Source organism: Streptomyces sp. (assembly GCF_035563135.1).
Classification (GTDB): domain Bacteria; phylum Actinomycetota; class Actinomycetes; order Streptomycetales; family Streptomycetaceae; genus Streptomyces.
Genome location: NZ_DATMVN010000444.1, coordinates 1 through 22,745, shown reverse-complemented (window position 1 = coordinate 22,745; position 22,745 = coordinate 1). Strand labels below are relative to the sequence as shown.

At 69.5% G+C, this 22,745-nt stretch carries 16 protein-coding genes and 1 tRNA gene; 14 read left to right on the top strand and 3 right to left on the bottom strand.

The window, feature by feature from the left end; translation table 11 throughout:
* Positions 1 to 72 precede the first annotated feature (72 nt).
* The 3 genes from VN520_RS19690 to VN520_RS19680 all read left to right on the top strand — a co-directional run bounded on the left by VN520_RS19690 (position 73) and on the right by VN520_RS19680 (position 1,146).
* A tRNA-Thr gene (locus VN520_RS19690) sits at positions 73 to 145 on the top strand.
* Positions 146 to 469: 324 nt separating this feature from the next.
* Positions 470 to 763 (top strand): metalloregulator ArsR/SmtB family transcription factor, encoded by a 294-nt coding sequence (locus VN520_RS19685; protein ID WP_325748241.1) that lies wholly within the window; start codon positions 470 to 472, stop codon positions 761 to 763.
* Complete coding sequence (locus VN520_RS19680) at positions 760 to 1,146, top strand: VOC family protein (protein WP_325748240.1); 387 nt, start codon at positions 760 to 762, stop codon at positions 1,144 to 1,146. Before VN520_RS19685 ends, VN520_RS19680 begins: the two co-directional genes overlap by 4 nt.
* A gap of 158 nt (positions 1,147 to 1,304) precedes the next feature.
* On the opposite strand, the gene VN520_RS19675 is transcribed toward VN520_RS19680, so the two are convergent.
* Positions 1,305 to 3,932 (bottom strand): SpoIIE family protein phosphatase, encoded by a 2,628-nt coding sequence (locus tag VN520_RS19675; protein WP_325748239.1) that lies wholly within the window; start codon positions 3,930 to 3,932, stop codon positions 1,305 to 1,307.
* Between the two features lie 400 nt (positions 3,933 to 4,332).
* On the opposite strand from VN520_RS19675, the gene VN520_RS19670 reads away from it, so the two are divergent.
* The 11 genes from VN520_RS19670 (at position 4,333) to VN520_RS19620 (ending at position 19,448) form a co-directional block, all read left to right on the top strand.
* Complete coding sequence (locus VN520_RS19670; protein WP_325748238.1) at positions 4,333 to 9,765, top strand: HAMP domain-containing protein; 5,433 nt, start codon at positions 4,333 to 4,335, stop codon at positions 9,763 to 9,765.
* Positions 9,766 to 10,008: 243 nt separating this feature from the next.
* Positions 10,009 to 10,689: a response regulator gene (locus VN520_RS19665; RefSeq protein ID WP_325748237.1), complete on the top strand. Its 681-nt coding sequence runs from the start codon at positions 10,009 to 10,011 to the stop codon at positions 10,687 to 10,689.
* 109 nt (positions 10,690 to 10,798) lie between these two features.
* Positions 10,799 to 13,594 (top strand): DNA translocase FtsK, encoded by a 2,796-nt coding sequence (locus VN520_RS19660; protein WP_325748236.1) that lies wholly within the window; start codon positions 10,799 to 10,801, stop codon positions 13,592 to 13,594.
* Positions 13,595 to 13,807: 213 nt separating this feature from the next.
* Positions 13,808 to 14,608, top strand: coding sequence for a helix-turn-helix domain-containing protein (locus tag VN520_RS19655; RefSeq protein ID WP_325748235.1), 801 nt, complete (start codon positions 13,808 to 13,810; stop codon positions 14,606 to 14,608).
* Between the two features lie 156 nt (positions 14,609 to 14,764).
* Complete coding sequence (gene rimO, locus VN520_RS19650; protein WP_325748234.1) at positions 14,765 to 16,243, top strand: 30S ribosomal protein S12 methylthiotransferase RimO; 1,479 nt, start codon at positions 14,765 to 14,767, stop codon at positions 16,241 to 16,243.
* Entirely contained in the window at positions 16,240 to 17,058 is an 819-nt protein-coding gene (gene pgsA / locus VN520_RS19645; protein ID WP_325748233.1) for a CDP-diacylglycerol--glycerol-3-phosphate 3-phosphatidyltransferase, read from the top strand. Before rimO ends, pgsA begins: the two co-directional genes overlap by 4 nt.
* Complete coding sequence (locus tag VN520_RS19640; RefSeq protein WP_325748232.1) at positions 17,055 to 17,567, top strand: nicotinamide-nucleotide amidohydrolase family protein; 513 nt, start codon at positions 17,055 to 17,057, stop codon at positions 17,565 to 17,567. The genes pgsA and VN520_RS19640 overlap by 4 nt, the downstream gene beginning before the upstream one ends.
* 109 nt (positions 17,568 to 17,676) lie before the next feature.
* Positions 17,677 to 18,060, top strand: coding sequence for a helix-turn-helix domain-containing protein (locus tag VN520_RS19635; protein WP_014153702.1), 384 nt, complete (start codon positions 17,677 to 17,679; stop codon positions 18,058 to 18,060).
* Between the two features lie 213 nt (positions 18,061 to 18,273).
* Positions 18,274 to 18,744, top strand: coding sequence for a DNA starvation/stationary phase protection protein (locus tag VN520_RS19630; protein ID WP_325748231.1), 471 nt, complete (start codon positions 18,274 to 18,276; stop codon positions 18,742 to 18,744).
* 25 nt (positions 18,745 to 18,769) lie between these two features.
* Complete coding sequence (locus tag VN520_RS19625) at positions 18,770 to 18,958, top strand: CsbD family protein (RefSeq protein ID WP_325748230.1); 189 nt, start codon at positions 18,770 to 18,772, stop codon at positions 18,956 to 18,958.
* A 271-nt stretch (positions 18,959 to 19,229) separates the two neighbouring features.
* Positions 19,230 to 19,448, top strand: a complete 219-nt coding sequence (locus VN520_RS19620) for a hypothetical protein (RefSeq protein WP_325748229.1) — start codon at positions 19,230 to 19,232, stop codon at positions 19,446 to 19,448.
* 170 nt (positions 19,449 to 19,618) lie between these two features.
* Here the strand turns inward: VN520_RS19620 and VN520_RS19615 are convergent, their stop codons facing one another.
* Both VN520_RS19615 and VN520_RS19610 read right to left on the bottom strand, forming a co-directional pair.
* Entirely contained in the window at positions 19,619 to 20,425 is an 807-nt protein-coding gene (locus VN520_RS19615) for an Fpg/Nei family DNA glycosylase (protein WP_325748228.1), read from the bottom strand.
* A 57-nt stretch (positions 20,426 to 20,482) separates the two neighbouring features.
* The coding region (locus VN520_RS19610; RefSeq protein WP_422664561.1) for an Lhr family helicase at positions 20,483 to 22,745 on the bottom strand (2,263 nt) is incomplete at its 5' end.

Sequence of the window (22,745 nt, the reverse complement as noted above, 5' to 3'; positions counted from 1 at the left end):
TTCCTGGGAACGAATGGTTCTGAGTACCCCCGAGTTCGGGGTATGCTTTACCTCGTTGCCGCAAGGCAGCAGGCCCCAATAGCTCAGTCGGTAGAGCGTCTCCATGGTAAGGAGAAGGTCTGCGGTTCGATTCCGCATTGGGGCTCAACGCAGAGAAGGCCCCCGCCAGTGGCGGGGGCCTTCTCTGCGTTGAGCCCCAATGCGCAGAAACAGCGTGACGGGGTGCCGTACGGACAGTGGAGTTGGGGACCCGGCAGATGTCGTCGCCGGCAAGCTCAGAAGCCGCGTCAGTGGCCGGTGGCCGGCCCTGGGGCGGGCGCGTACCGACCGGGGAACCAGAACAGCGGGGACAAGCCCCGTCGGCGGATGTGGGTGAGCTGTCTCTGCCCCCACTCCCCGCTGAGGATGTCCTGGAGGGGCGGGGCCCTTCACTTGATAGGCAAGTTGATACTTGCCTAAGCTGTTCTCCATGGCGGAGGATGTCTACAAGGCCCTTGCCGACCCCACTCGTCGGCGGATCCTGGACGAGTTGGTGGATCGGAACGGCCAGACGCTGTTCGAGATCTGCGCGCGGCTGGTGACCAAGCACGGCCTGGGGCTGTCCCGCCAGGCGATCAGCCAGCACCTGGCCGTCCTGGAATCCGCAGATCTGGTCCGTTCGCGGCGGCAGGGCCGTTACAAGTTCCACGACCTGAACACCGAACCCCTTGAGCGCATCGCCGCCCGATGGCTCAGGCCTGATTCCCCGGAGAGCACCCCATGAAGATCCACCTTTCCAGCGTCTTCGTCGACGACCAGGACAAGGCGCTCCGCTTCTACACGGACGTACTGGGCTTCGTGAAGAAGACCGAGGTCCCGCTGGGGGAGGACCGGTGGCTGACCGTGGTCTCGCCCGAGGCCCCCGACGGAACCGAACTGCTGCTGGAGCCCGACGGCCACCCCGCGGTGAAGCCGTACAAGGAGGCGCTGGTCAAGGACGGCATCCCGGCCGCGTCCTTCGCCGTGGACGACGTACCCGCGGAGTTCGGCCGGCTGCGTGGGCTCGGGGTGCAGTTCACCCAGGAACCGCTGCAGATGGGGCCGGTCACCACTGCGGTGCTGGACGACACCTGCGGCAACCTGATCCAGATCGTGCACAGCGAGTAGAAGCCGGCCGGGGCGTGTCCTCTGCTCGTCACACCGGTGCCGCCTGACGACCCGGTACCGGTGTTCCGGCGCGTGCCGCTGATCAGGCACCCACGTCTCAGGCAGCCGCTGCCGGGCTCGGCCCGGACAACGGCCGCCCGGGCCGAGGGAGCACGGCCTCAGACACTCTGCGGCTCCGGGACGCGCATGGCCAGGATGGCCATGTCGTCGGATGCGGGCTCCGCGGCGAAGCGCTCGACGGCCCGCAGGATGCGCCCCGCGACCGCGCCGGCCGTCAGGCCCGTGCACACGGCGAGGACGTCGGCCAGCCCGTCGTCACCCAGCATGCGGGCACCCTCACGGCGTTCGGTGACCCCGTCGGTCACACACAGGAGCACATCACCGTGCTCCAGAGTGACCTCCTGCTCGTACAGCTCGAGGTCCTCGATGACTCCCAGCAGCGGCTGGGGCTCGGCAGCGGCCTCCACGGTGCCGTCCTGGCGCAGACGCAGAGGAAGTGGGTGGCCGGCGCAGACCACCTTCAGGAGGGCGCTGCCGTCCTCCTGGGGCCACAGCTCCCCGTAGAGCAGTGTGAGGAAGCGGCTGCGTGCGCCCTCGTCCAGGATGGCGGCATTGAGCCGCTCCAGCACTGCGGGGCCGCCGAACCCCTCGCGGGCCAGCAGACGCAGGGCGTGCCGGGCGAGGCCCGTGACCGCTGCGGCCTCCGGGCCCGTACCGCAGACGTCGCCGATGGCGAAGCCGTAGGCGCCGTCGCGGATGGGGAAGACGTCGTAGAAGTCGCCGCCGACCTCGTTGCCCTCGCCCGCCGCACGGTAGATGACCTCGATCTCCACGTTGGGCACCTCGGGCAGGCCGGGCGGCAGCAGGCTGCGCTGGAGCGACTGGCTGATGGCCATGCGCTCCGAGTACAGGCGGGCGTTGTCCAGGGCCAGGGCGGCCCGCCGGGAAAGGTCCTCGGCCAGCTCCAGGATTTCCTGGCGGAAGTGCTCGTCGGACGGCTTGCCGAGCGTGAGCATGCCGATGACGCGGTTCCTTGCCACCAGTGGCAGGACCACGGTCTCGCCTCCCACGGCAACCGCCGTGGCCAGGATGGTGCGGGTGGCCGCCCCCATGCTCAGGGGCGCGTCCCTGCCCAGGGTGCGCTTGGACGTGCGCAGGGCGGCCTGACGGCCGGCTTCCGTGGGTGCAGGCCAGATGCGGGCGCCTGGGGCCGGGACGGGATCCGGCGGGTCGATGGAGGAGAGCAGGTCCTTCAGGCCGTCGATGCGTTCCTCGTCCTCGTGGAGGACGTAGGAGAGGAAGGGCTCCGAGGACTGGTCCGCGATGGTGTAGACGGCGCACCACGTGGCCAGCGTGGGCACGGTCATCTGGGCCATCAGCGCCAGGGTCTGGTCCCTGTCCAGTGTTCCTGCCAGCAGGTCCGACGCCTCGACGAGGAAGGACAGCGAGCCGCGGCGCAGACGTTCCAGCTCGCCGAGCCTGGCCGACTCGACGGCCAGCGCGATGCGGTCCGCTGCGAACTGCAGGCGCAGGGCCTCCTCGTTGGAGTAGCGCCCGGCGGCTTCGGCCGCGACCCCGAGGGAGCCCGTGAGACGGCCCTCGACCTTGAGTGGGACCGTGACGACCGAACGCATTCCGGTGTCACTGAGCAGCGGCACGGCGCCCGGTACGACGGTGAGGTCCTCGTGGACGGCGGGCATGCGGGCGGAGCCGTAGCGGCCCGTCCCGGCCTCCACGGGGACCCGGGCGAAGCGCTGGCGGGCCGAGGGGAGGCCGGTGGTCGCGCGGACCTCCAGTTCGGTCTCGTCGTCGGTGGCCAGCAGCAGGAACGCGGCGTCGGCGTCGAGCATGTCGCGTGCCCGCTCGACCGTGCGCTGCAGCAGTCCGTCGAGGTCGTCGGGGGCGGGGGAGCCGATGAAGATTTCGAACGGGTCCGTGCTGCGGTTCTCGGCCGACGTGTCGGAGACGGGCGCGCGGACGGGTGTCTGGAGCACGGCGCGTTCGTAGTCGCGTACGAGGAGGCAGACGGTGGAGGGCTCACCGTCGGCGTCGCGGACCCTGAGGTGCGAGGCGTACACCGGGATGACGCGACCGTCGGCTCCGCGGATGCCGTAGCTGCCCTCCCACCGGGAGAGTTGCAGCGCTTCGGCGATACCGGTGTTGGTGCCCGGGGTGTGCGGCCACGCCACGAAGTCGGTGAACTGCTTGCCGTCGACCTTCTCCGCGGCGTATCCGAAGAGGAAGGAGGCGTCGTCGTTCCACGAGACGATGGACCCGGAGCCGTCGATCTGGACGACGGCCACCCGCACGCGCCGTTCCGCCACCGGCAGGAGTGCGGTGGGCAGGACCGGGCTCGCAGAGCGGATGCCCACGGGGCGCTCGGGAAGATCCAGCTGGAACCAGACATGTTTGTGCGCCGGGGTGTACTCGACACCCCAGCGGGAGGCGAGAGCGGCGCAGAGCAGCAGGCCGCGGCCGCCCTCCCGGTCCGGGCTGCCGAAATCGAGGCCTGAGCTCTGGAGCGGGACCTCGCGCTCCGGGTAGTGGTCGGAGACCTCGACGCGCACGCCGTCCTCGGTGCGCAGGCAGAGCACATCGGCGGCCGTGCCGGCATGCACGACCGCATTGGTCACGAGTTCACTGGTAAGGACGACGGCGTCATCGACGACGTCCGTGTAACCCCACCCCTGAAGGGTGTCGCGGACGAAAGCGCGGGCGGTCGCGACCGAGCGTCCGACCGGATCGAAGGTGGCAGCCGCGCGCGCGGTGATCACAGCACTCCCCATTTGGTGTCTCGTCGCTCCCCGAGTCCTGTGCCCGTATGTCGCCGCTTCGATTCGACTGCCAGGCTAGACGCTCGCCAGGCGTCCCGGGTACACGAGGGCGGACTCGGGCACGCGGAGCTTCCGGCGGTTGTGCGCCGGGCGCACAACCTGGGTCACCCGGTGAGGGAAATGGGACGACCATGAGACCTTCCCCGCCCTCCCGTTCCGGCCTGGTACGTTTCAACGATTTGACGACCGCATAGTCACCCGTCAACGGTGTGCTGTGGCGGTGAGCGAAAGTGGAAGTGGGCAAGCTTCCGGCAACGGCCCTAGCGATACGGTCAACCCCTGCGGGAGGGACACGGTGGAGTCTGGCGTGGCGGCGCGGGGTTCAGGAACGCGCACAAAAGGCGGGCAGTCCGTGAAAAAGCAGCGCAATGGGACCATCGATGTGGATGCGGCAGCTCTCAACAGACTGCTCGCGGCCCTCGTGGCGATGCGTGACGGGAACTTCCGCAGGCGGCTCACCGTCTCCGGCGACGGCGTGCTCACGGAGATCGCCGCGGTCTTCAACGAGGTGGCCGACCGGAACCTGCACCTGACGGGTGAACTCGCCCGGGTGCGACGCGTGGTCGGACGCGAGGGAAAGCTCACCGAGCGCCTGGAGACCGGCGCCTGCGAGGGCTCCTGGGCGGCTGCGATCGACGCTTCCAACGAGCTCGTCGACGATCTGGCGCGACCCGTCTCCGAAGTCGGACGGGTGCTCTCCGCGGTCGCCGACGGTGATCTCGAACAGCGGATGGAACTGCGCACCCATGCGGCGGACGAGACCGTACGCCCGCTGCGCGGGGAGTTCCTGAAGGTCGCCCGCACCGTCAACAACCTGGTCGACCAGCTGTCCGCGTTCACCGAACAGGTGACGCGGGTCGCGGTCGAGGTGGGCACCGAGGGCAAGCTGGGCGGACAGGCCCAGGTGCGGGGCATGTCCGGGTCGTGGAAGGACCTCACGGACTCCGTGAACACCATGGCCTACCGGCTGACCGCACAGGTGCGCGACATCGCCCTGGTGACGACGGCCGTGGCCAAGGGGGACCTGTCGCGGAAGGTCACCGTCCATGTGGCCGGTGAGATGCTCCAGCTGAAGAACACCGTCAACACGATGGTGGACCAGCTGTCGTCGTTCTCCTCCGAGGTGACCCGGGTCGCCCGCGAGGTGGGCACCGAGGGGGAGCTGGGCGGACAGGCGACGGTGCCGGGGGTGGCCGGGGTCTGGAAGGACCTCACCGACTCCGTCAACACGATGGCCGGGAACCTCACGTCGCAGGTGCGCGGCATCGCCGAGGTGACGACGGCGGTCGCCAACGGCGATCTGTCCCAGAAGGTCACGGTGAGCGCCCGGGGCGAGGTCGCGCAGCTCGCCGAGACGATCAACCAGATGACCGAGACGCTGCGTACCTTCGCCGACGAAGTGACACGCGTGGCGAGCGAGGTCGGTGGCGAGGGCCTGCTCGGAGGCCAGGCCCAGGTGCCGGGTGCCGCGGGCACCTGGAAGGACCTCACCGATTCGGTGAACACGGTCTTCCGGAACCTGACGACCCAGGTGCGTGACATCGCGCAGGTGACCACCGCTGTGGCCAGTGGTGACATGACGCAGAAGGTCACCGTCGATGTGGCCGGTGAGATGCTGGAGCTGAAGAACACCGTCAACACGATGGTCGACCAGCTCCAGGCCTTCGGTTCGGAGGTGACCCGGGTCGCGCGGGAGGTCGGGGTCGAAGGCCGTCTCGGCGGCCAGGCCGAGGTACCGGGGGCGGCGGGGACCTGGAAGGACCTCACCGACTCGGTGAACACCGCGTTCCGTAACCTCACGGGCCAGGTGCGTGACATCGCGCAGGTGACCACGGCGGTCGCCAACGGCGATCTGTCGCAGAAGGTCACCGTCGATGTGGCCGGCGAGATGCTGGAGCTGAAGAACACCGTCAACACGATGGTGGCGCAGCTGTCCAACTTCGCCGACCAGGTGACGCGGATGGCCCGGGACGTGGGCACGGAGGGCCGCCTGGGCGGCCAGGCGCGCGTCGACGGTGTCTCCGGTACGTGGAAGGAGCTCACCGACTCCGTCAACTTCATGGCCGGGAACCTGACCTCCCAGGTGCGCCAGATCGCCCAGGTGACCACGGCGGTGGCGCGGGGTGACCTGTCGCAGAAGATCGACGTGGACGCCCGGGGCGAGATCCTGGAGCTGAAGAACACCATCAACACGATGGTCGACCAGCTCTCCGCCTTCGCCGACCAGGTGACGCGGGTGGCGCGGGAGGTGGGCACGGACGGCCGCCTCGGCGGCCAGGCCCAGGTCCCCGGTGTGGCGGGTGTCTGGCGTGATCTGACCGACTCGGTGAACGGCATGGCGGGCAACCTCACCGCTCAGGTCCGCAACATCGCGCAGGTCGCCACGGCGGTGGCGCGGGGTGACCTGTCGCAGAAGATCGACGTGGACGCCCGGGGCGAGATCCTGGAGCTGAAGAACACCCTCAACACCATGGTCGACCAGCTGTCGAACTTCGCGGAGCAGGTGACCCGGGTGGCCCGTGAGGTGGGCACGGAGGGCATCCTGGGCGGCCAGGCGGAGGTGCAGGGCGTCTCCGGCACGTGGAAGGACCTCACCCAGTCCGTCAACGGCATGGCGAACAACCTGACCCTCCAGGTGCGCAACATCGCCGAAGTGACCACGGCGGTCGCCAAGGGCGACCTGTCCAAGAAGATCACCGTCGACGCCAAGGGCGAGATCCTCGAACTGGTGACGACGGTCAACACGATGGTCGACCAGCTGCTCAACTTCGCCGACGAGGTGACGAGGGTCGCCCGTGAGGTGGGCACCGAGGGCATCCTCGGCGGCCAGGCCCGGGTGCGGGGTGCGACCGGCATCTGGAAGGACCTCAGCGACAACGTCAACCTGATGGCCAACAACCTGACCAGTCAGGTGCGCAACATCTCCCGGGTCTCCTCCGCGGTCGCCAACGGCGACCTCACGAAGAAGGTGACGGTCGAGGCACGCGGCGAGGTCGCCGAACTCGCCGACACCGTCAACACGATGGTGACGACCCTGTCCTCGTTCGCGGACGAGGTGACCCGGGTGGCGCGCGAGGTGGGCACCGAGGGTGAACTGGGCGGCCAGGCACGCGTCCCGGGCGTCTCGGGCACCTGGAAGGACCTCACCGAGTCGGTGAACTCGATGGCGTCCAACCTGACGGGGCAGGTACGCCAGATCGCCACGGTCACCACCGCCATCGCCAAGGGCGATCTGACCAAGAAGATCGACATCGATGCGCGTGGTGAGATCCAGGAACTGAAGAACACCATCAACACGATGGTCGACCAGCTCTCCTCGTTCGCCGAGCAGGTGACCCGGGTGGCCCGTGAGGTGGGCACCGAGGGACAGCTGGGCGGGCAGGCCCGGGTCCGGGACGTCGACGGGACCTGGCGGGACCTCACCGAGTCGGTGAACGAGATGGCGGGGAACCTGACCCGTCAGGTGCGCGCCATCGCGGCCGTCGCCACCGCGGTGACCCGCGGCGATCTCAACCTCAAGATCGATGTCGACGCCGCCGGCGAGATCCAGGTGCTGCAGGACAACATCAATACGATGATCGCCAATCTGCGCGACACCACGCTGGCCAACAAGGAGCAGGACTGGCTCAAGGGCAACCTCGCCCGTATCTCCGGTCTGATGCAGGGCCGCCGGGATCTGGACGACGTGGCGTCGCTGATCATGAGCGAGCTGACGCCGGTCGTCTCGGCCCAGCACGGTGCGTTCTTCCTGGCCATGACCACCGGCGACGGGGACGAGGTCGGGCCGGACGCCGGCAACGAGAACGCGTACGAGCTGCGTATGCGCGGAAGTTACGGCTATTCGGCGGGCTCCATGCCGACCTCCTTCCGGCCCGGTGAGACCCTCATCGGCACGGCGGCCGTGGAGAAGCGGACGATCCAGGTGGACAACGTGCCGCCGGGCTATCTGAAGATCTCCTCCGGGCTCGGTGAGGCGCCGCCCGCACACGTGATCGTGCTGCCGGTGCTCTTCGAGGGCCAGGTGCTCGGTGTCATCGAACTGGCGTCCTTCCAGCCGTTCACACACATCCAGCGGGACTTCCTCAACCAGCTCGCCGAGATGATCGCCACGAGCGTCAACACCATCAGCGTCAACACGAAGACCGAGAAGCTCCTCGAACAGTCCCAGGAGCTCACCGAGCAGCTGCGCGACCGTTCGCAGGAGCTGGAGAACCGGCAGAAGGCGCTGCAGGCATCCAACGCCGAGCTGGAGGAGAAGGCGGAACTGCTCGCGCAGCAGAACCGGGACATCGAGGTGAAGAACACCGAGATCGAGGAGGCGCGGCAGGTCCTGGAGGAGCGCGCCGAGCAGCTCGCCGTCTCGATGCGCTACAAGTCCGAGTTCCTGGCCAACATGTCGCACGAGCTGCGCACGCCGCTCAACTCGCTGCTCATCCTGGCCAAGCTGCTCGCGGACAACGCCGAGAGCAATCTCTCGCCGAAACAGGTGGAGTTCGCCGAGACGATCCACGGAGCGGGTTCCGACCTGCTCCAGCTGATCAACGACATCCTCGACCTGTCCAAGGTCGAGGCGGGCAAGATGGACGTCAGCCCGACCAGGATCGCCCTGGTGCAGTTGGTCGACTACGTGGAGGCGACGTTCCGCCCGCTCACCGCGGAGAAGGGGCTCGACTTCTCGGTAAGGGTGTCTCCGGAGCTTCCCGCCACGCTGCACACGGACGAGCAGCGGCTGCTGCAGGTCCTGCGCAACCTCCTGTCCAACGCGGTGAAGTTCACCGACAGCGGCGCCGTGGAGCTGGTCATCCGGCCGGCCGGATCCGACGTGCCGAACGCCATCAGGGAACACCTGCTGGAGGCCGGCTCACTGCGTGACGCCGACGGCGACCTGATCGCCTTCTCGGTCACCGACACCGGAATCGGCATCGCGTCCAGCAAGATGCTGGTGATCTTCGAGGCGTTCAAGCAGGCGGACGGTACGACCAGCCGCAAGTACGGGGGAACCGGCCTCGGTCTCTCCATCAGCCGGGAGATCGCCCGTCTGCTGGGCGGCGAGATCCACGCGGCGAGCGAACCGGGTCGTGGCTCGACCTTCACGCTGTACCTGCCCCTGCACCCGAGCGAGCTGCCTCCGCAGGGCTATCCGCAGACGGGGCCCGGCCCCATCGAGGTCCACGCCGGTTCCGTCGAGGGCGCCCTGCACCTGGAGGCACCGCAGGGTCCCGGGACCGAGCAGCCTCTGGGGGATCCTGCCGCCTCCGCCGGGGTCTTCAGGCGCCGGCGCAAGACCCTGGGCGGTGCGGCGCAGCGCCCCGCCCTGCCGAACGGCAGGTCCGAGGAGGAGGCCGCGGCGCCGGAGGAATGGGTGCAGAGCGCCCAGGAGGCGCCGGAAGCCCGCCGGACGTTCCGCTTCCACGGGGAGAAGGTGCTGATCGTCGATGACGACATCCGCAATGTCTTCGCCCTCACCAGCGTGCTGGAGCAGCACGGACTGTCGGTGCTGTACGCGGAGAACGGGCGCGAGGGTATCGAAGTCCTTGAGCAGCACGATGATGTGACGATCGTCTTGATGGACATCATGATGCCGGAGATGGACGGTTACGCGACGACGACGGCGATTCGCCGGATGCCGCAGTTCTCGGGGCTGCCGATCGTCGCGCTGACCGCCAAGGCCATGAAGGGCGACCGTGAGAAGGCGATCGACTGCGGAGCCTCCGACTACGTGACCAAGCCGGTCGATTCCGACCATCTGCTGTCGGTGATGGAGAATTGGATGCGCGGAGAGTGACCGGGCGGTGGGAGGAGCACCGGACTCTGCCGGACGGCTGTGTCCGGGGGGTGTGAGTGTGCCGATTCCGGGGAACCTTCTGGTCTCCGACCGCGTTTTCGTTATGTGCACAGTGACATCGCGGTGACAGGGTGTGGTGACGGGCGGGGTGCGGCTACCATGACCGGCACAAGGACGGACGGCGTAAGGGAGTCGTCCCCTGGGGCGGCACCCGGTGCGATTCCGGGACGAGGAGGACGGGCCATGGTGCAGAAGGCCAAGATCCTCCTGGTCGATGACCGGCCGGAGAATCTGCTGGCGCTGGAGGCCATCCTCTCTGCGCTCGATCAGACACTGGTACGGGCATCGTCAGGGGAGGAAGCGCTCAAGGCGCTGCTCACGGACGATTTCGCGGTCATTCTGCTGGATGTACAGATGCCCGGCATGGACGGTTTCGAGACCGCCGCGCACATCAAGCGGCGGGAGCGGACCCGGGACATCCCGATCATCTTCCTGACCGCGATCAACCACGGCCCGCATCACACCTTCCGGGGTTACGCGGCGGGCGCGGTGGACTACATCTCGAAGCCCTTCGACCCCTGGGTGCTGCGCGCCAAGGTCTCGGTCTTCGTCGAGCTGTACATGAAGAACTGCCAGCTGCGCGAACAGGCGGCGCTGCTGCGGCTCCAGCTCGAAGGCGGCGCCCACCGGAACGCCGACGAGAAGGAGCCGGCCGGCCTGCTCGCCGAGCTCTCGGCGCGGCTCGCCGCGGTCGAGGAGCAGGCGGAGGCCCTCTCCAAGCAGTTGGACGACGAATCGGCGGACGCGGCCGCCGTGGCCACCGCCGCCCATCTGGAGCGCAAGCTCACCGGTCTGCGCCGCGCGCTCGACGCGCTGGAGCCCGGTGCGGGCGGCTCCGGGGCCACCTTGCCCTCACCGAGCTGACCTGCGGCGGCTGAGACCGCGTCAGTTCGTCGCCCGCGTAGGGCGACACGGAAGGGTGAAGCCGTAGGCACACGTGTCCACAGTCGTCGGCACCGGTAACCTCAGTCACATGGCCTCACGTACGTCCGGCAAGGGTTCCCTGGGCACGGCGGGCACCGCGAAGGGTGTCGGCCGTACCCAGGGACCGGTGAAGAAATCCGCGCCCGTCAAGAAGGCTGCGGCGAAGAAGACGGTGCCTGTCAAAAAGGCGGCCGCCAGAAGGGCCCCCGCCAGGAAGGCGGCGGCGAGAAAAACCGCGCCCAAGCCCGCGCCGTCCCCCACCGGCGGCGTGTACAGGCTCATCCGTGCGCTCTGGCTCGGCACCGCGCACGGCGTCGGGGCGGTGTTCCGCTCCATAGGGCGTGGTGCGAAGGGACTTGACCCGGCACACCGCAAGGACGGACTCGCCCTGCTGCTCCTCGGCCTCGCGCTGGTCGTGGCGGCGGGCACCTGGTCGCGACTGCAGGGCCCCGTGGGCGATCTCGTCGAGATGCTCGTGACGGGCGCGTTCGGCCGGCTCGATCTGCTGGTGCCGATACTGCTGGGTGCCGTCGCCGTGCGGCTGATCCTCTATCCGGAGAAGCCCGAGGCCAACGGCCGTATCGTCATCGGGCTCTCCGCCCTCGTCATCGGCGTGCTCGGCCAGGTCCACATCGCCTGCGGCTCGCCCGGCCGCGAGGACGGGACCGACGCCATGCAGGACGCGGGCGGACTGATCGGATGGGGCGCCTCCCAGCCCCTCGTCTTCATGATGGGCGATGTCCTCGCCGTCCCGCTGCTCCTGCTGCTCACTGTCTTCGGGCTGCTGGTCGTCACCGCCACCCCGGTCAACGCGATCCCCCGACGGCTGCGGCAGCTCGGCGTCAGGCTGGGCATCGTCGACCCGGTGTACGTACCCGGCGAGGAGGACGGGAGTGACGACGAGCGTTACGACGAGCAGTGGCGCGAAGCGCTGCCCGGGCGCTCGCGGCGTTCCCCGGCGCGACGCCCGGAGCCGGACGGCATGTACGACCCGGATCATGGCGAGGGTGAGGTGCCGGCCAGGCGGCGCCGGTCCCGCAAGCCGTCCGCCCAGCCGGCGATGAACCGGTCCATGGACGCCGTGGACGTCGCGGCCGCCGCGGCGGCCGCGCTCGACGGGGCCGTGCTCAACGGCATGCCCCCGTCACCGGTCGTCGCCGATCTGACCCAGGGCGTCTCCACGGACAGGGAAGGCGAATGGACCGGTACCCCGGTCCCCGGCGCGCGGTCGGCCGAGAAGGCTCCGTCCGGCAACGGGGGCGCGGCGAACGGCGCCTCGTCCTCCGGCGCCGTCCCCGATCTGACGAAACCCGTCCCCGAGCGGTCAGAGTCGCTGCCCGCCCGTGCCGAGCAGCTCCAGCTCTCCGGCGACATCACCTATGCGCTGCCCTCGCTGGACCTGCTGGAGCGCGGTGGCCCCGGCAAGACGCGCAGCGCCGCCAACGACGCCGTCGTCGCCTCGCTGACCACCGTCTTCACGGAGTTCAAGGTCGACGCGTCCGTCACCGGCTTCACCCGCGGCCCGACCGTCACCCGGTACGAAGTGGAACTCGGCCCCGCCGTCAAGGTCGAGAGGATCACCGCCCTCACCAAGAACATCGCCTACGCCGTCGCAAGCCCGGACGTCCGGATCATCTCCCCGATCCCCGGCAAGTCCGCCGTCGGTATCGAGATCCCCAACTCCGACCGGGAGATGGTGAATCTCGGAGACGTCCTGCGCCTCGCGGACGCGGCCGAGGACGACCACCCCATGCTGGTCGCACTCGGCAAGAACGTCGAGGGCGGATACGAGATGGCCAACCTGGCGAACATGCCGCACGTCCTGGTCGCCGGTGCGACGGGCTCCGGCAAGTCCTCCTGCATCAACTGCCTGATCACGTCGGTCATGGTGCGGGCGACCCCTGAGGACGTGCGGATGGTGCTCGTCGACCCGAAGCGGGTCGAGCTCACCGCCTACGAAGGCATTCCGCACCTGATCACGCCCATCATCACCAACCCGAAGAAGGCCGCCGAGGCACTCCAGTGGGTCGTGCGGGAGATGGACCTCCGCTACGACGACCTCGCGGCCTACGGCTTCCGGCACATCGACGACTTCAACCACGCGGTACGCGCCGGCAAGGTCCAGGCACCCGAGGGGAGCGAGCGGGAGCTCTCGCCCTATCCGTACCTGCTGGTCATCGTCGACGAGCTCGCGGACCTCATGATGGTGGCCCCGCGGGACGTCGAGGACTCCATCGTGCGGATCACCCAGCTGGCGCGCGCCGCCGGCATCCATCTGGTGCTCGCCACGCAGCGCCCGTCGGTCGATGTCGTCACCGGCCTGATCAAGGCCAACGTGCCCTCCCGGCTCGCCTTCGCGACCTCGTCCCTCGCCGACAGCCGGGTCATCCTCGACCAGCCCGGCGCCGAGAAGCTCATCGGAAAGGGTGACGGTCTGTTCCTGCCGATGGGGGCGAACAAGCCGACCCGCATGCAGGGGGCCTTCGTCACCGAGGCCGAGGTCGCGGCCGTCGTCCAGCACTGCAAGGATCAGATGGCGCCGGTCTTCCGTGAGGACGTGGTGGCCGGCACGAAACAGAAGAAGGAGATCGACGAGGACATCGGCGACGATCTCGATCTGCTCTGTCAGGCGGCCGAACTGGTCGTGTCCACACAATTCGGCTCCACATCGATGCTCCAGCGCAAGCTGCGGGTCGGCTTCGCGAAGGCCGGCCGGCTGATGGACCTGATGGAGTCGCGCAACATCGTGGGTCCCAGCGAGGGTTCCAAGGCCCGCGATGTCATGGTGAAGCCGGACGAACTCGACGGGGTGCTGGCCGTCATCCGCGGGGAAACCGCTTCGTAGAAGTTCTGCGGGCAACCGTTTCGCCCGGCCGTACGTCAAGTTGAAGGGAGGAGCAGTGGGATGGTCCGTCCCGCTCCCCGCCCTGTGTCCTGCCCGAGGGGCTGTCCGGCGAACCCGATGGCGTACAAAGTCGTCGCTCCCGGTTGCCCCACCCTTTCGTACCACCCCTAGACTGAACGTCCAGCAGGTGGCTCACGCTCGAAAGGCGCCCCCGTGTCCATCGGCAACTCCCCCGAAGACGACCGGCCTTCGATCGGTCGCGTGCTTCAGCAGGCTCGTATCGCCGCAGGTCTGACGGTCGAGGAAGTCAGCAGCTCCACCCGGGTGCGCATGCCCATCGTGCACGCGATCGAGGAGGACGACTTCTCCCGCTGCGGCGGCGACGTGTACGCCCGTGGCCATATCCGTATGCTCGCCCGCGCCGTCGGAGTCGACCCCGGCCCGCTGATCGCGGACTTCGACGCCGAGCACGGTGGTGGTCCCGAGCCCACGCCCGTGGCCCCGCTGTTCGAAGCGGAGCGGATCCGCTCCGAGCCCCGCCGGCCCAACTGGACCGCGGCCATGGTCGCCGCGATCGTCGCCGTGGTCGGCTTCGTCGGCTTCACGATTTTCAACGGTGAGGACGAGGGGGCGGGCCCGGCGCAGGTCGCCGAAGGATCGACCCCCGACAGGACCACTCCCGACCCCACCACGAGCGAACCCGCCGATCCCAAGCCCGCCCCCTCCGAAAGCGCCATCGCCGCAGCTCCGCTGGACAAGGTGACGGTCAGGCTGAGCGCCACCGAGGGCAGGAGCTGGATTTCCGCCAAGGACCACAACGGGCGGCTGCTCTTCGACGGGCTGCTGGCCGAGGGCGAGACCAAGACCTTCCAGGACAAGGAGCGGGTCGACCTCGTCCTGGGGGATGCCGGAGCGATCGACCTCTTCGTGAACGGCAAGAAGGTCGACGACCAGTTCGAGTCAGGACAGGTCGAGCGGCTTTCGTACACCAAGGGTGACCCCGAGGTCGGCTGACCCTCATCCGGACTTTCCGGACGGGGAGTGCCCGGCAGTACCGCCGGGCACTCCCCGTTCGCGTCGCCCCTCCGCTTCACCGACTGTTCGGTCACTCCCCGTAGCGGTGAACCCTGCTCGGCAGGGTGAGTGCCGGGACGAAGTAGTCTTGAGCCCATGCCCGAACGCCGTACCGTCGCCCTTGTCACTCTTGGCTGCGCCCGTAACGAGGTGGACTCGGAGGAGCTCGCAGGCCGCTTGGCAGCGGACGGCTGGGAGCTCGTCGAGAACGCCACGGACGCGGATGTCGCCGTCGTCAACACCTGCGGGTTCGTCGAAGCCGCCAAGAAGGACTCCGTCGATGCCCTGCTCGAAGCGAACGATCTGAAGGATCACGGCAGAACCCAGGCCGTCGTAGCCGTCGGCTGCATGGCCGAGCGCTACGGCAAGGACCTCGCCGAGGCGCTGCCGGAAGCCGACGGAGTCCTCGGATTCGACGACTACGCCGACATCTCCGACCGTCTGCAGACCATTCTCAACGGCGGCATCCACGCCTCCCACACCCCGCGCGACCGGCGCAAGCTGCTGCCGATCAGTCCGGCCGAGCGCCAGGACGCCGCCGTCGCGCTGCCCGGTCACGCCCAGGAGATCGCGCCGGCTCCCGCAGACCTGCCGGAAGGTGTCGCACCGGTCTCCGGACCGCGGGCACCGCTGCGCCGCAGGCTGGGGACCAGCCCCGTCGCCTCGGTGAAGCTCGCCTCGGGCTGTGACCGGCGCTGCTCGTTCTGCGCCATCCCCTCCTTCCGCGGCTCGTTCATCTCGCGGCGTCCCTCCGATGTCCTGGGAGAGACCCGCTGGCTCGCCGAGCAGGGCGTCAAGGAGGTCATGCTCGTCTCCGAGAACAACACCTCGTACGGCAAGGACCTCGGAGACATCAGGCTCCTGGAGACCCTGCTGCCCGAGCTGGCCGACGTCGACGGGATCGAGCGGATCCGTGTCAGCTACCTGCAGCCCGCCGAGATGCGGCCGGGGCTGATCGACGTACTCACCTCGACGCCCAAGGTCGCCCCCTACTTCGATCTCTCCTTCCAGCACTCCGCCCCCGGGGTCCTGCGCGCGATGCGGCGGTTCGGTGACACGGACCGTTTCCTCGAACTCCTGGACACCATTCGGACGAAGGCGCCGCAGGCCGGCGCGCGCTCGAACTTCATCGTGGGCTTCCCCGGGGAGACGGAGGCCGACCTCGCCGAGCTGGAACGCTTCCTCACGAGCGCCCGCCTGGACGCCATCGGGGTCTTCGGCTACTCCGACGAGGAGGGCACCGAGGCCGTCGGCTACGACAACAAGCTGGACGCCGACGTCATCGCCGAGCGGCTCGCGCACATCTCGCAGCTGGCCGAGGAACTCACCTCGCAGCGCGCCGAGGAGCGGGTGGGCGAGACGCTCCAGGTCCTCGTCGAGTCCGTGGAATCGGAGGAGGACGGGCCCGTAGCGGTGGGCCGAGCAGCCCACCAGGCACCGGAAACGGACGGCCAGGTCGTCTTCACCGCACGCGAAGGCCTTGTGCCGGGCCTTATGGTCGAAGCGAAGGCAGTGGGCACCGAGGGAGTGGACCTCGTGGCCGAACACCACGAGCTTGCGGAGGCAGCCAGATGACGGGAGCCCCGGCGACCGCGGCAGGCGGTACCGGCGCGACGCCGGCGCCCCGCGGCGGCAAGCTGGGCGCGGCGGCCGTCAACCAGGCCGGCCTGTGGAACATCGCGAACATCCTCACGATGGTGCGGCTGCTGCTCGTCCCGGGGTTCGTCATGCTGCTCCTGCACGACGGTGGCTACGACCCGGTCTGGCGGTCGTTCGCCTGGGCGGCCTTCGCCGTCGCGATGATCACCGATGTCTTCGACGGCCATCTGGCACGCACGTACAACCTGGTCACCGATTTCGGGAAGATCGCCGACCCGATCGCGGACAAGGCGATCATGGGGGCGGCGCTGATCTGCCTGTCGGCGCTCGGGGACCTGCCGTGGTGGATCACCGGCGTGATCCTCTTCCGTGAGCTCGGCATCACACTCATGCGTTTCTGGGTCATCCGGCACTCGGTGATCCCGGCCAGCCGAGGCGGGAAGGTGAAGACCCTGGCGCAGGGCATCGCCGTGGGCATGTACGTCCTCGCGCTCACGGGCCCCCTGGCGACCCTGCGGTTCTGGGTGATGATGGCCGCCGTCGTGCTGACGGTCGTCACCGGCCTCGACTACGTACGCCAGGCCGTCGTGCTGCGCCGCCGTGGGCTGGCCGCCGCCCTGGAGGCGGTCGCGGCGGTGGCGGACGCGGAGAACACCTCCGGCGCGCGGTGCGCCGCGGGGGAAGCGGGCGGGGCGACTGAAGACGTGGTGGAGCCCGTGGTGAAGCCCTTCGGGGACCCGGTCGGGGAGCGCGTGGCGGGCAGCAGGGACGCCGCGGAGGCCGAGCGGTGACGTCGGTGGCGGCTCAGGTGCTGCGGCGGCTTCAGGAGCGCGGTGAGTCACTCGCGGCCGCCGAGTCCCTCACCGGTGGACTGGTGGCCGCCGAGCTCACCTCCGTACCCGGGGCCTCGCGGTGCTTCCGCGGGTCCGTCACGGCGTATGCCACGCCCCTGAAGCGGGACGTACTGGGCGTCGACGGCGCACTCCTGGACGAGCGCGGAGCGGTGGACCCGGACGTCGCGCGGTCGATGGCCTCCGGCGTACGCCGGCTTCTCGGCGCGGACTGGGGCGTCTCGACCACCGGGGTCGCAGGGCCCGAGCCGCAGGACGGCAAGCCCGTGGGAACGGTCTTCATAGCCGTTTCCGGACCGGACGGCGTGCAGAAAGTCGCCGGGCTGAGGTTGAACGGCGGGCGGGCGGACATCCGTAAGGAGAGTGTACGGAGCCTGCTCGAACTGCTCTCCGGCGAACTCGGTGAAAATGCGAGGGCACAGGATACGGAACAGAACGGGGGGAATTGATGTTTGCAGCCCTGAGTGAACACGACATCGCTCCCCGCACGGCCGCAGCGCGAGGCGGTACGGTGGGGCGTGAAGGATGCGGCTACGCGGTCCGAGGAGGGAGCCACCGATGATTCTGCTCCGTCGCCTGCTTGGTGACGTGCTGCGTCGGCAGCGCCAGCGCCAAGGCCGTACTCTGCGCGAAGTCTCCTCGTCCGCCCGAGTCTCGCTCGGCTATCTCTCCGAGGTGGAGCGGGGGCAGAAGGAGGCATCCTCCGAACTGCTCTCCGCCATTTGCGACGCGCTGGACGTACGGATGTCCGAGCTCATGCGTGAGGTGAGCGATGAACTGTCGCTGGCCGAGCTGGCCGAGTCGGCAGCAGCCAGTGATGCGGTGCCTGTACCGGTACGCCCGATGCTCAATTCCGTCTCTGTTGCGTCGGTCGCCGGCGTACCGACGGGACGGGTGACCATCAAGGCGCCTGCGGAAGCGGTGGATGTCGTCGCCGCCTGACCGCACGGTTCGTGGTGCGAAGCCCCGGCCGGCCCTTCCAAGGGCCGGCCGGGGCTTTTGTGTGCCTCGTGTGTGCGGGGCCGTTCATGGGGCAGGCGCTGGGTGAGGCCGGAGTGGCGATTCTTCGGAACAGCCACCCGAATGACCGTTTAGCTCCATATGTGACATTGTGGACAGATGGTTGGTCGAGAAGCTATCTGAACGGAGAAGTGCATGTCTGTCGTGAAGAGCGCCCTGTCCGATGGTGACCGCAAGATCGTGGGAGACGCGCTGCAAGGCGCGCTGGTCGACCTGGTCGACCTCTCCCTGGTGGCCAAGCAGGTGCACTGGAACGTGGTCGGCCCCCGCTTCCGATCCGTGCATCTCCAGCTCGACGAGGTCGTCGACACGGCGCGGCAGCACTCGGACACGGTCGCGGAGAGGGCTTCCGCGCTCGGAGTCAACCCTGACGGCCGGTCCCGGACGCTCGCGAAGACCACGGCCATCGATTCCGTGCCCGACGGCTGGATCAAGGACGTGGACGCGGTACGTGTGCTGGTCGACGCCCTTCGCGTGGTCATCGACCGCATGCGGGAGCGGATCGAGGCGACGGACGAACCGGACCCCATCAGCCAGGACATCCTGATCACACTCACCGCGGATCTCGAGAAGCACGCCTGGATGTTCCAGGCGGAGAGTGCCTGAGCTCGACATCGAGGAGGGAATTGCCGTGACGGACAAGAAAGCCATGGACAAGCTCAAGGGCAAGGCCAAGGAAGCGACCGGCAAGGTCACCGGTGACCGCCGCAAGGAGGCCGAGGGCAAGTCCGACCAGACCAAGGCCAAGGCGGAAGGTGCCCTTGACGCCACCGGCGACCGCGCCAAGGGTGTGAAGGACTCCCTCACCGACGACAAGTAGAGTCCGCCCACCGGTGTGCCCCTGCGGATTCCTGTCCCGGGGGCGCCGGCACGTCCGGGGGCAGGGAGCATGCCGGTGTGCCCGGGGCCGCAGGATGCAGCCGGCGCCGCCCCGGGGGAGACTGCGGGGGAGAGCCGGGTGCACCGCTCCTGGCAGCGGTCCCGGAGGAGCGCGCGATGTCGCCCAGCTCGCGCCGTGCACGCCGGTAGCGCATCGGTGCGCCCTCCCGTCGCGGATCGTGCCGTACTGGCGTCGGCCGGAGGAGGCAGCCATGGTGCGGCGACGGGGGCCGGCGCTCGTCCTCGGCGGCGTGTGGTGGTGGGCGGTACTGCGCCTTCTTCTGGAGCCGGAACACGCGGGACTGGTCGAGGGCGCGGTGACGGCCGGAGGGTGGGGACTGAGCCTCCTGCCGGTGCATGTGGCGGCCGTGGTGCGGCCTGAGCAGCCTGACGGCGAGCCCCGGGCGGACCAGCCGGACATACCCTCCTAGTGCCGCGCCGGCCGAGGTCTGCCCGTCAAGGAGCGGCGTCCGGTGCGGGTTTCCGGCCGGTACGGCGAGAGGGCGTGCCGGGCGTCGCGACAGGGCGGACCCCGGCTGATGCGGCACTGTCCTCCCAGGGCTGCCCGCAGGTCTCCTGCTCGGTCACCACCGTCCATGACCTAGCCGGTGGGGCCCGACTGGCAGTGCGGACACCAGTAGGCGGGACGGTCGTCGCGGACCGCCTTGCGGACGGGTGTGCGGCAGCGCAGGCAGGGGCGGCCGACCCGTCCGTAGACGAAGAGGCGTTCTCGTGGGTGCCTGCGGGACATCGCCGCGGTCGCAGCGGTCGTGGTCCGTACCGGACGGTCGCGGTTGGCCTCCAGGAGCTGCTTGGCGGTGCTGACCAGACGAGTGGCGAGGGGCAGGGGAAGCTCGCCCACCGGGAGCCAGGGTGTCGCACGGGCCATGAAGCAGAGCTCACACATGTAGACGTTGCCGATACCGGCGAGATTGCGCTGGTCCAGCAGAGCGTCACCGACACGGCGGCCGGGGTCGGCGAGCAGATTGCGCAGAGCTGTGTCCGGGTCCCAGTCCGGGCCCAGCAGATCGGGGCCGAGGTGGCCGACGACCTGCTCCTCGTCCTCGGTACGGATCAGTTCGAGGACGGGCAGCCGGTAGCCGACGGCGGTGTGCTCCGCGGTGGCGAGCACGGCGCGGATCTGGTGGCCGGGGCCGCCTCGCCAGCGCTCGCCGGGGCCGTACACACGCCAGGCGCCCTCCATGCGCAGGTGGCTGTGGAGGGTGAGGCCGTCCTGGAAGCGGGTGAGCAGATGCTTGCCGCGCGCCGTGACGTCCACCACGTCCCGGCCGGTCAGGTCGGCTGTGGCGAACCGGGGGACCCGCAGGTCGAAGACCGTCAGGACCTGGCCGGCGAGGGCCGCGTCAAGACGTCGGGCGGTCTGCAGGACCGTGTCACCTTCAGGCATGCCTCCATGATGCGCGGACAGGACCGGATTGGTTCCCCGTCCGTGCCGGAGCCGTCTTCAGGCGCGCAGCCGCAGACCGCGCGGCGTGGCGAGGAAACCGGCGGCCTCCAAGGTGCGGCCCAGCGGGGACGTGAGTGAGGAGACGCCGTTGGTGCGCTCCACCGTGACCGTGCCGAGCGCTCCCGCGCGGGCAGCCGACGCGAGCGCTTCGGCCGCGGAGCGGAGTGCCGGGTCGGCCGGGTCGGTGGGCCACGCGAGAAGAGACCTGCCCCCGCGCTCCATGTAGAGAGTGAGCTCGCCGTCCACGAGGACCACCAGCGCTCCCGCCTTACGGCCCGGCTTGTGTCCCGCGCCGTCCGGCGACTCGGGCCAGGGCAGGGCGGCCCCGTACGCGTTGGCAGGATCGGCTGCCGCGAGGACCAGCGCACGGGAAGCCGAACCGGGGTCCGCGCGGTCGCGTGCGGTGGAGGCCGCCCTGAGCCGGTCCACGGCACCGTCCATGGCGAACTGGGCCGCCCCCAGCCCCTCGACGACGTAACCCCGGCGGGCCTGCCCGCTGTCCTCGAACGCGGCAAGGACGCGGTAGACCGCCGAGAACCCGCCCTCGACACCCTCGGCCTGCACCGCCCCGCGGGTCACCACACCGTGGCGGTCGAGGAGCGTCCGGGCCAGGGCATGCGCGCGATGGGTCGGCCGGGGCTCGGCCGGGGGCAGCAGCGACCAGCGTCCCGACACGGTCGGCGGACCGGTGCGGGACGCGGGACGGGCTGCCGCGGTCAGCGACCCGTAACGGCCTCGCGGCACACTGCGCCTCGCACGGTGCGCGGTCGAGCCGGCCGTGCGCCCCGAGCCGAGGAGCGAACGCAGGGGGGCGAGCGTGTCGTTGGTGAGGCGCCCGGACCAGACCAGGTCCCAGAGCACGTCGGCCAGCTGGGGATCGGTGCACTCCGGGTGGGTGGTCCCCCGGACCTGATCGGCGATCTGCCGGAAGAAGAGCCCGTACCCACCGGAGAGGACGGTGAGGACCGACTCGTGCAACGCGGTCTCCTCCAGCGGGTGGGGCGGCGGGAGGAGCAGGGGCGCGCTGTCGGCCAGATAGAGGGAGAGCCAGCCGTCCTTTCCGGGGAGGGCGCCCGCGCCTGCCCAGACGACCTCGCCGGTGGTGGTGAGCTCGTCGAGCATGCCGGGGGTGTAGCCCGCTACGCGGCTCGGCAGGATCAGCTTCTCCAGGGCGGACGCGGGCACGGGGGCACCCTGCAACTGCTCGATGGCGCGGGCCAGTCCGTCGATTCCGCGCAGGCTGTTGTCGCCGAGGTGCTGCCACTGGGGGAGGAAACCGGCCAGGGCGGCGGGCGGAACCGGCTCCAGCTCCTGGCGGAGCGCGGCGAGCGAACGGCGGCGCAGCCGCCGCAGGATCGTGGCATCGCACCACTCCTGGCCGATGCCCGCGGGGTGGAACTCACCCTGCACCACGCGGCCCGACGCGGCGAGCCGTTGCAGCGCTCCGTCCGTGACCGCCGGACCGAGGCCGAAACGGCTTGCCGCCTGTGTGGTGGTGAACGGGCCGTGCGTACGGGCGTACCGGGCGAGGAGGTCACCGAGCGGATCCTTGACCGGCTCGGTGAACGCCTCGGGAACCCCCACCGGAAGGGCGGTGCCGAGCGCGTCGCGCAGCCGGCCCGCGTCCTCGACGGCCGCCCAGTGAGCGGTTCCGCCGATACGGACCTGGATCGCACGCCGGGACGTCGCCAGCTCCGGCGCCCACGCGGGCTCCGCACCCCGCTCCGCGAGCTCGGCGTCCGTGAGGGGACCCAGGACACGCAGCAGATCGGCGACCCCCTCGGCGTCCTTGATCCTCCTGTCGTCGGTCAGCCACTGAAGCTCCCGCTCCAGTTCGCCGAGAACATCGGCGTCGAGCAGCTCGCGCAGCTCCGCCTGGCCCAGCAGCTCGGCCAGGAGATGCGAATCGAGCGAGAGGGCTGCCGCCCGCCTCTCGGCGAGGGGCGAGTCGCCCTCGTACAGGAACTGCGCGACATAGCCGAAGAGGAGTGAGCGGGCGAACGGTGACGGCTCGGGCGTGGTCACCTCGACCAGACGGATACGGCGCGCCTCCAGGTCACCCATCAGCTCGGTGAGGCCGGGAACGTCGAAGACGTCCTGGAGACACTCGCGGACGGCTTCCAGGACGATCGGGAACGAGCCGAACTCGGAGGCGACCTGGAGCAGCTGGGACGCGCGCTGACGCTGCTGCCACAGAGGGGTGCGCTTTCCCGGGCTGCGCCGGGGCAGCAGCAGGGCGCGCGCGGCGCATTCACGGAAC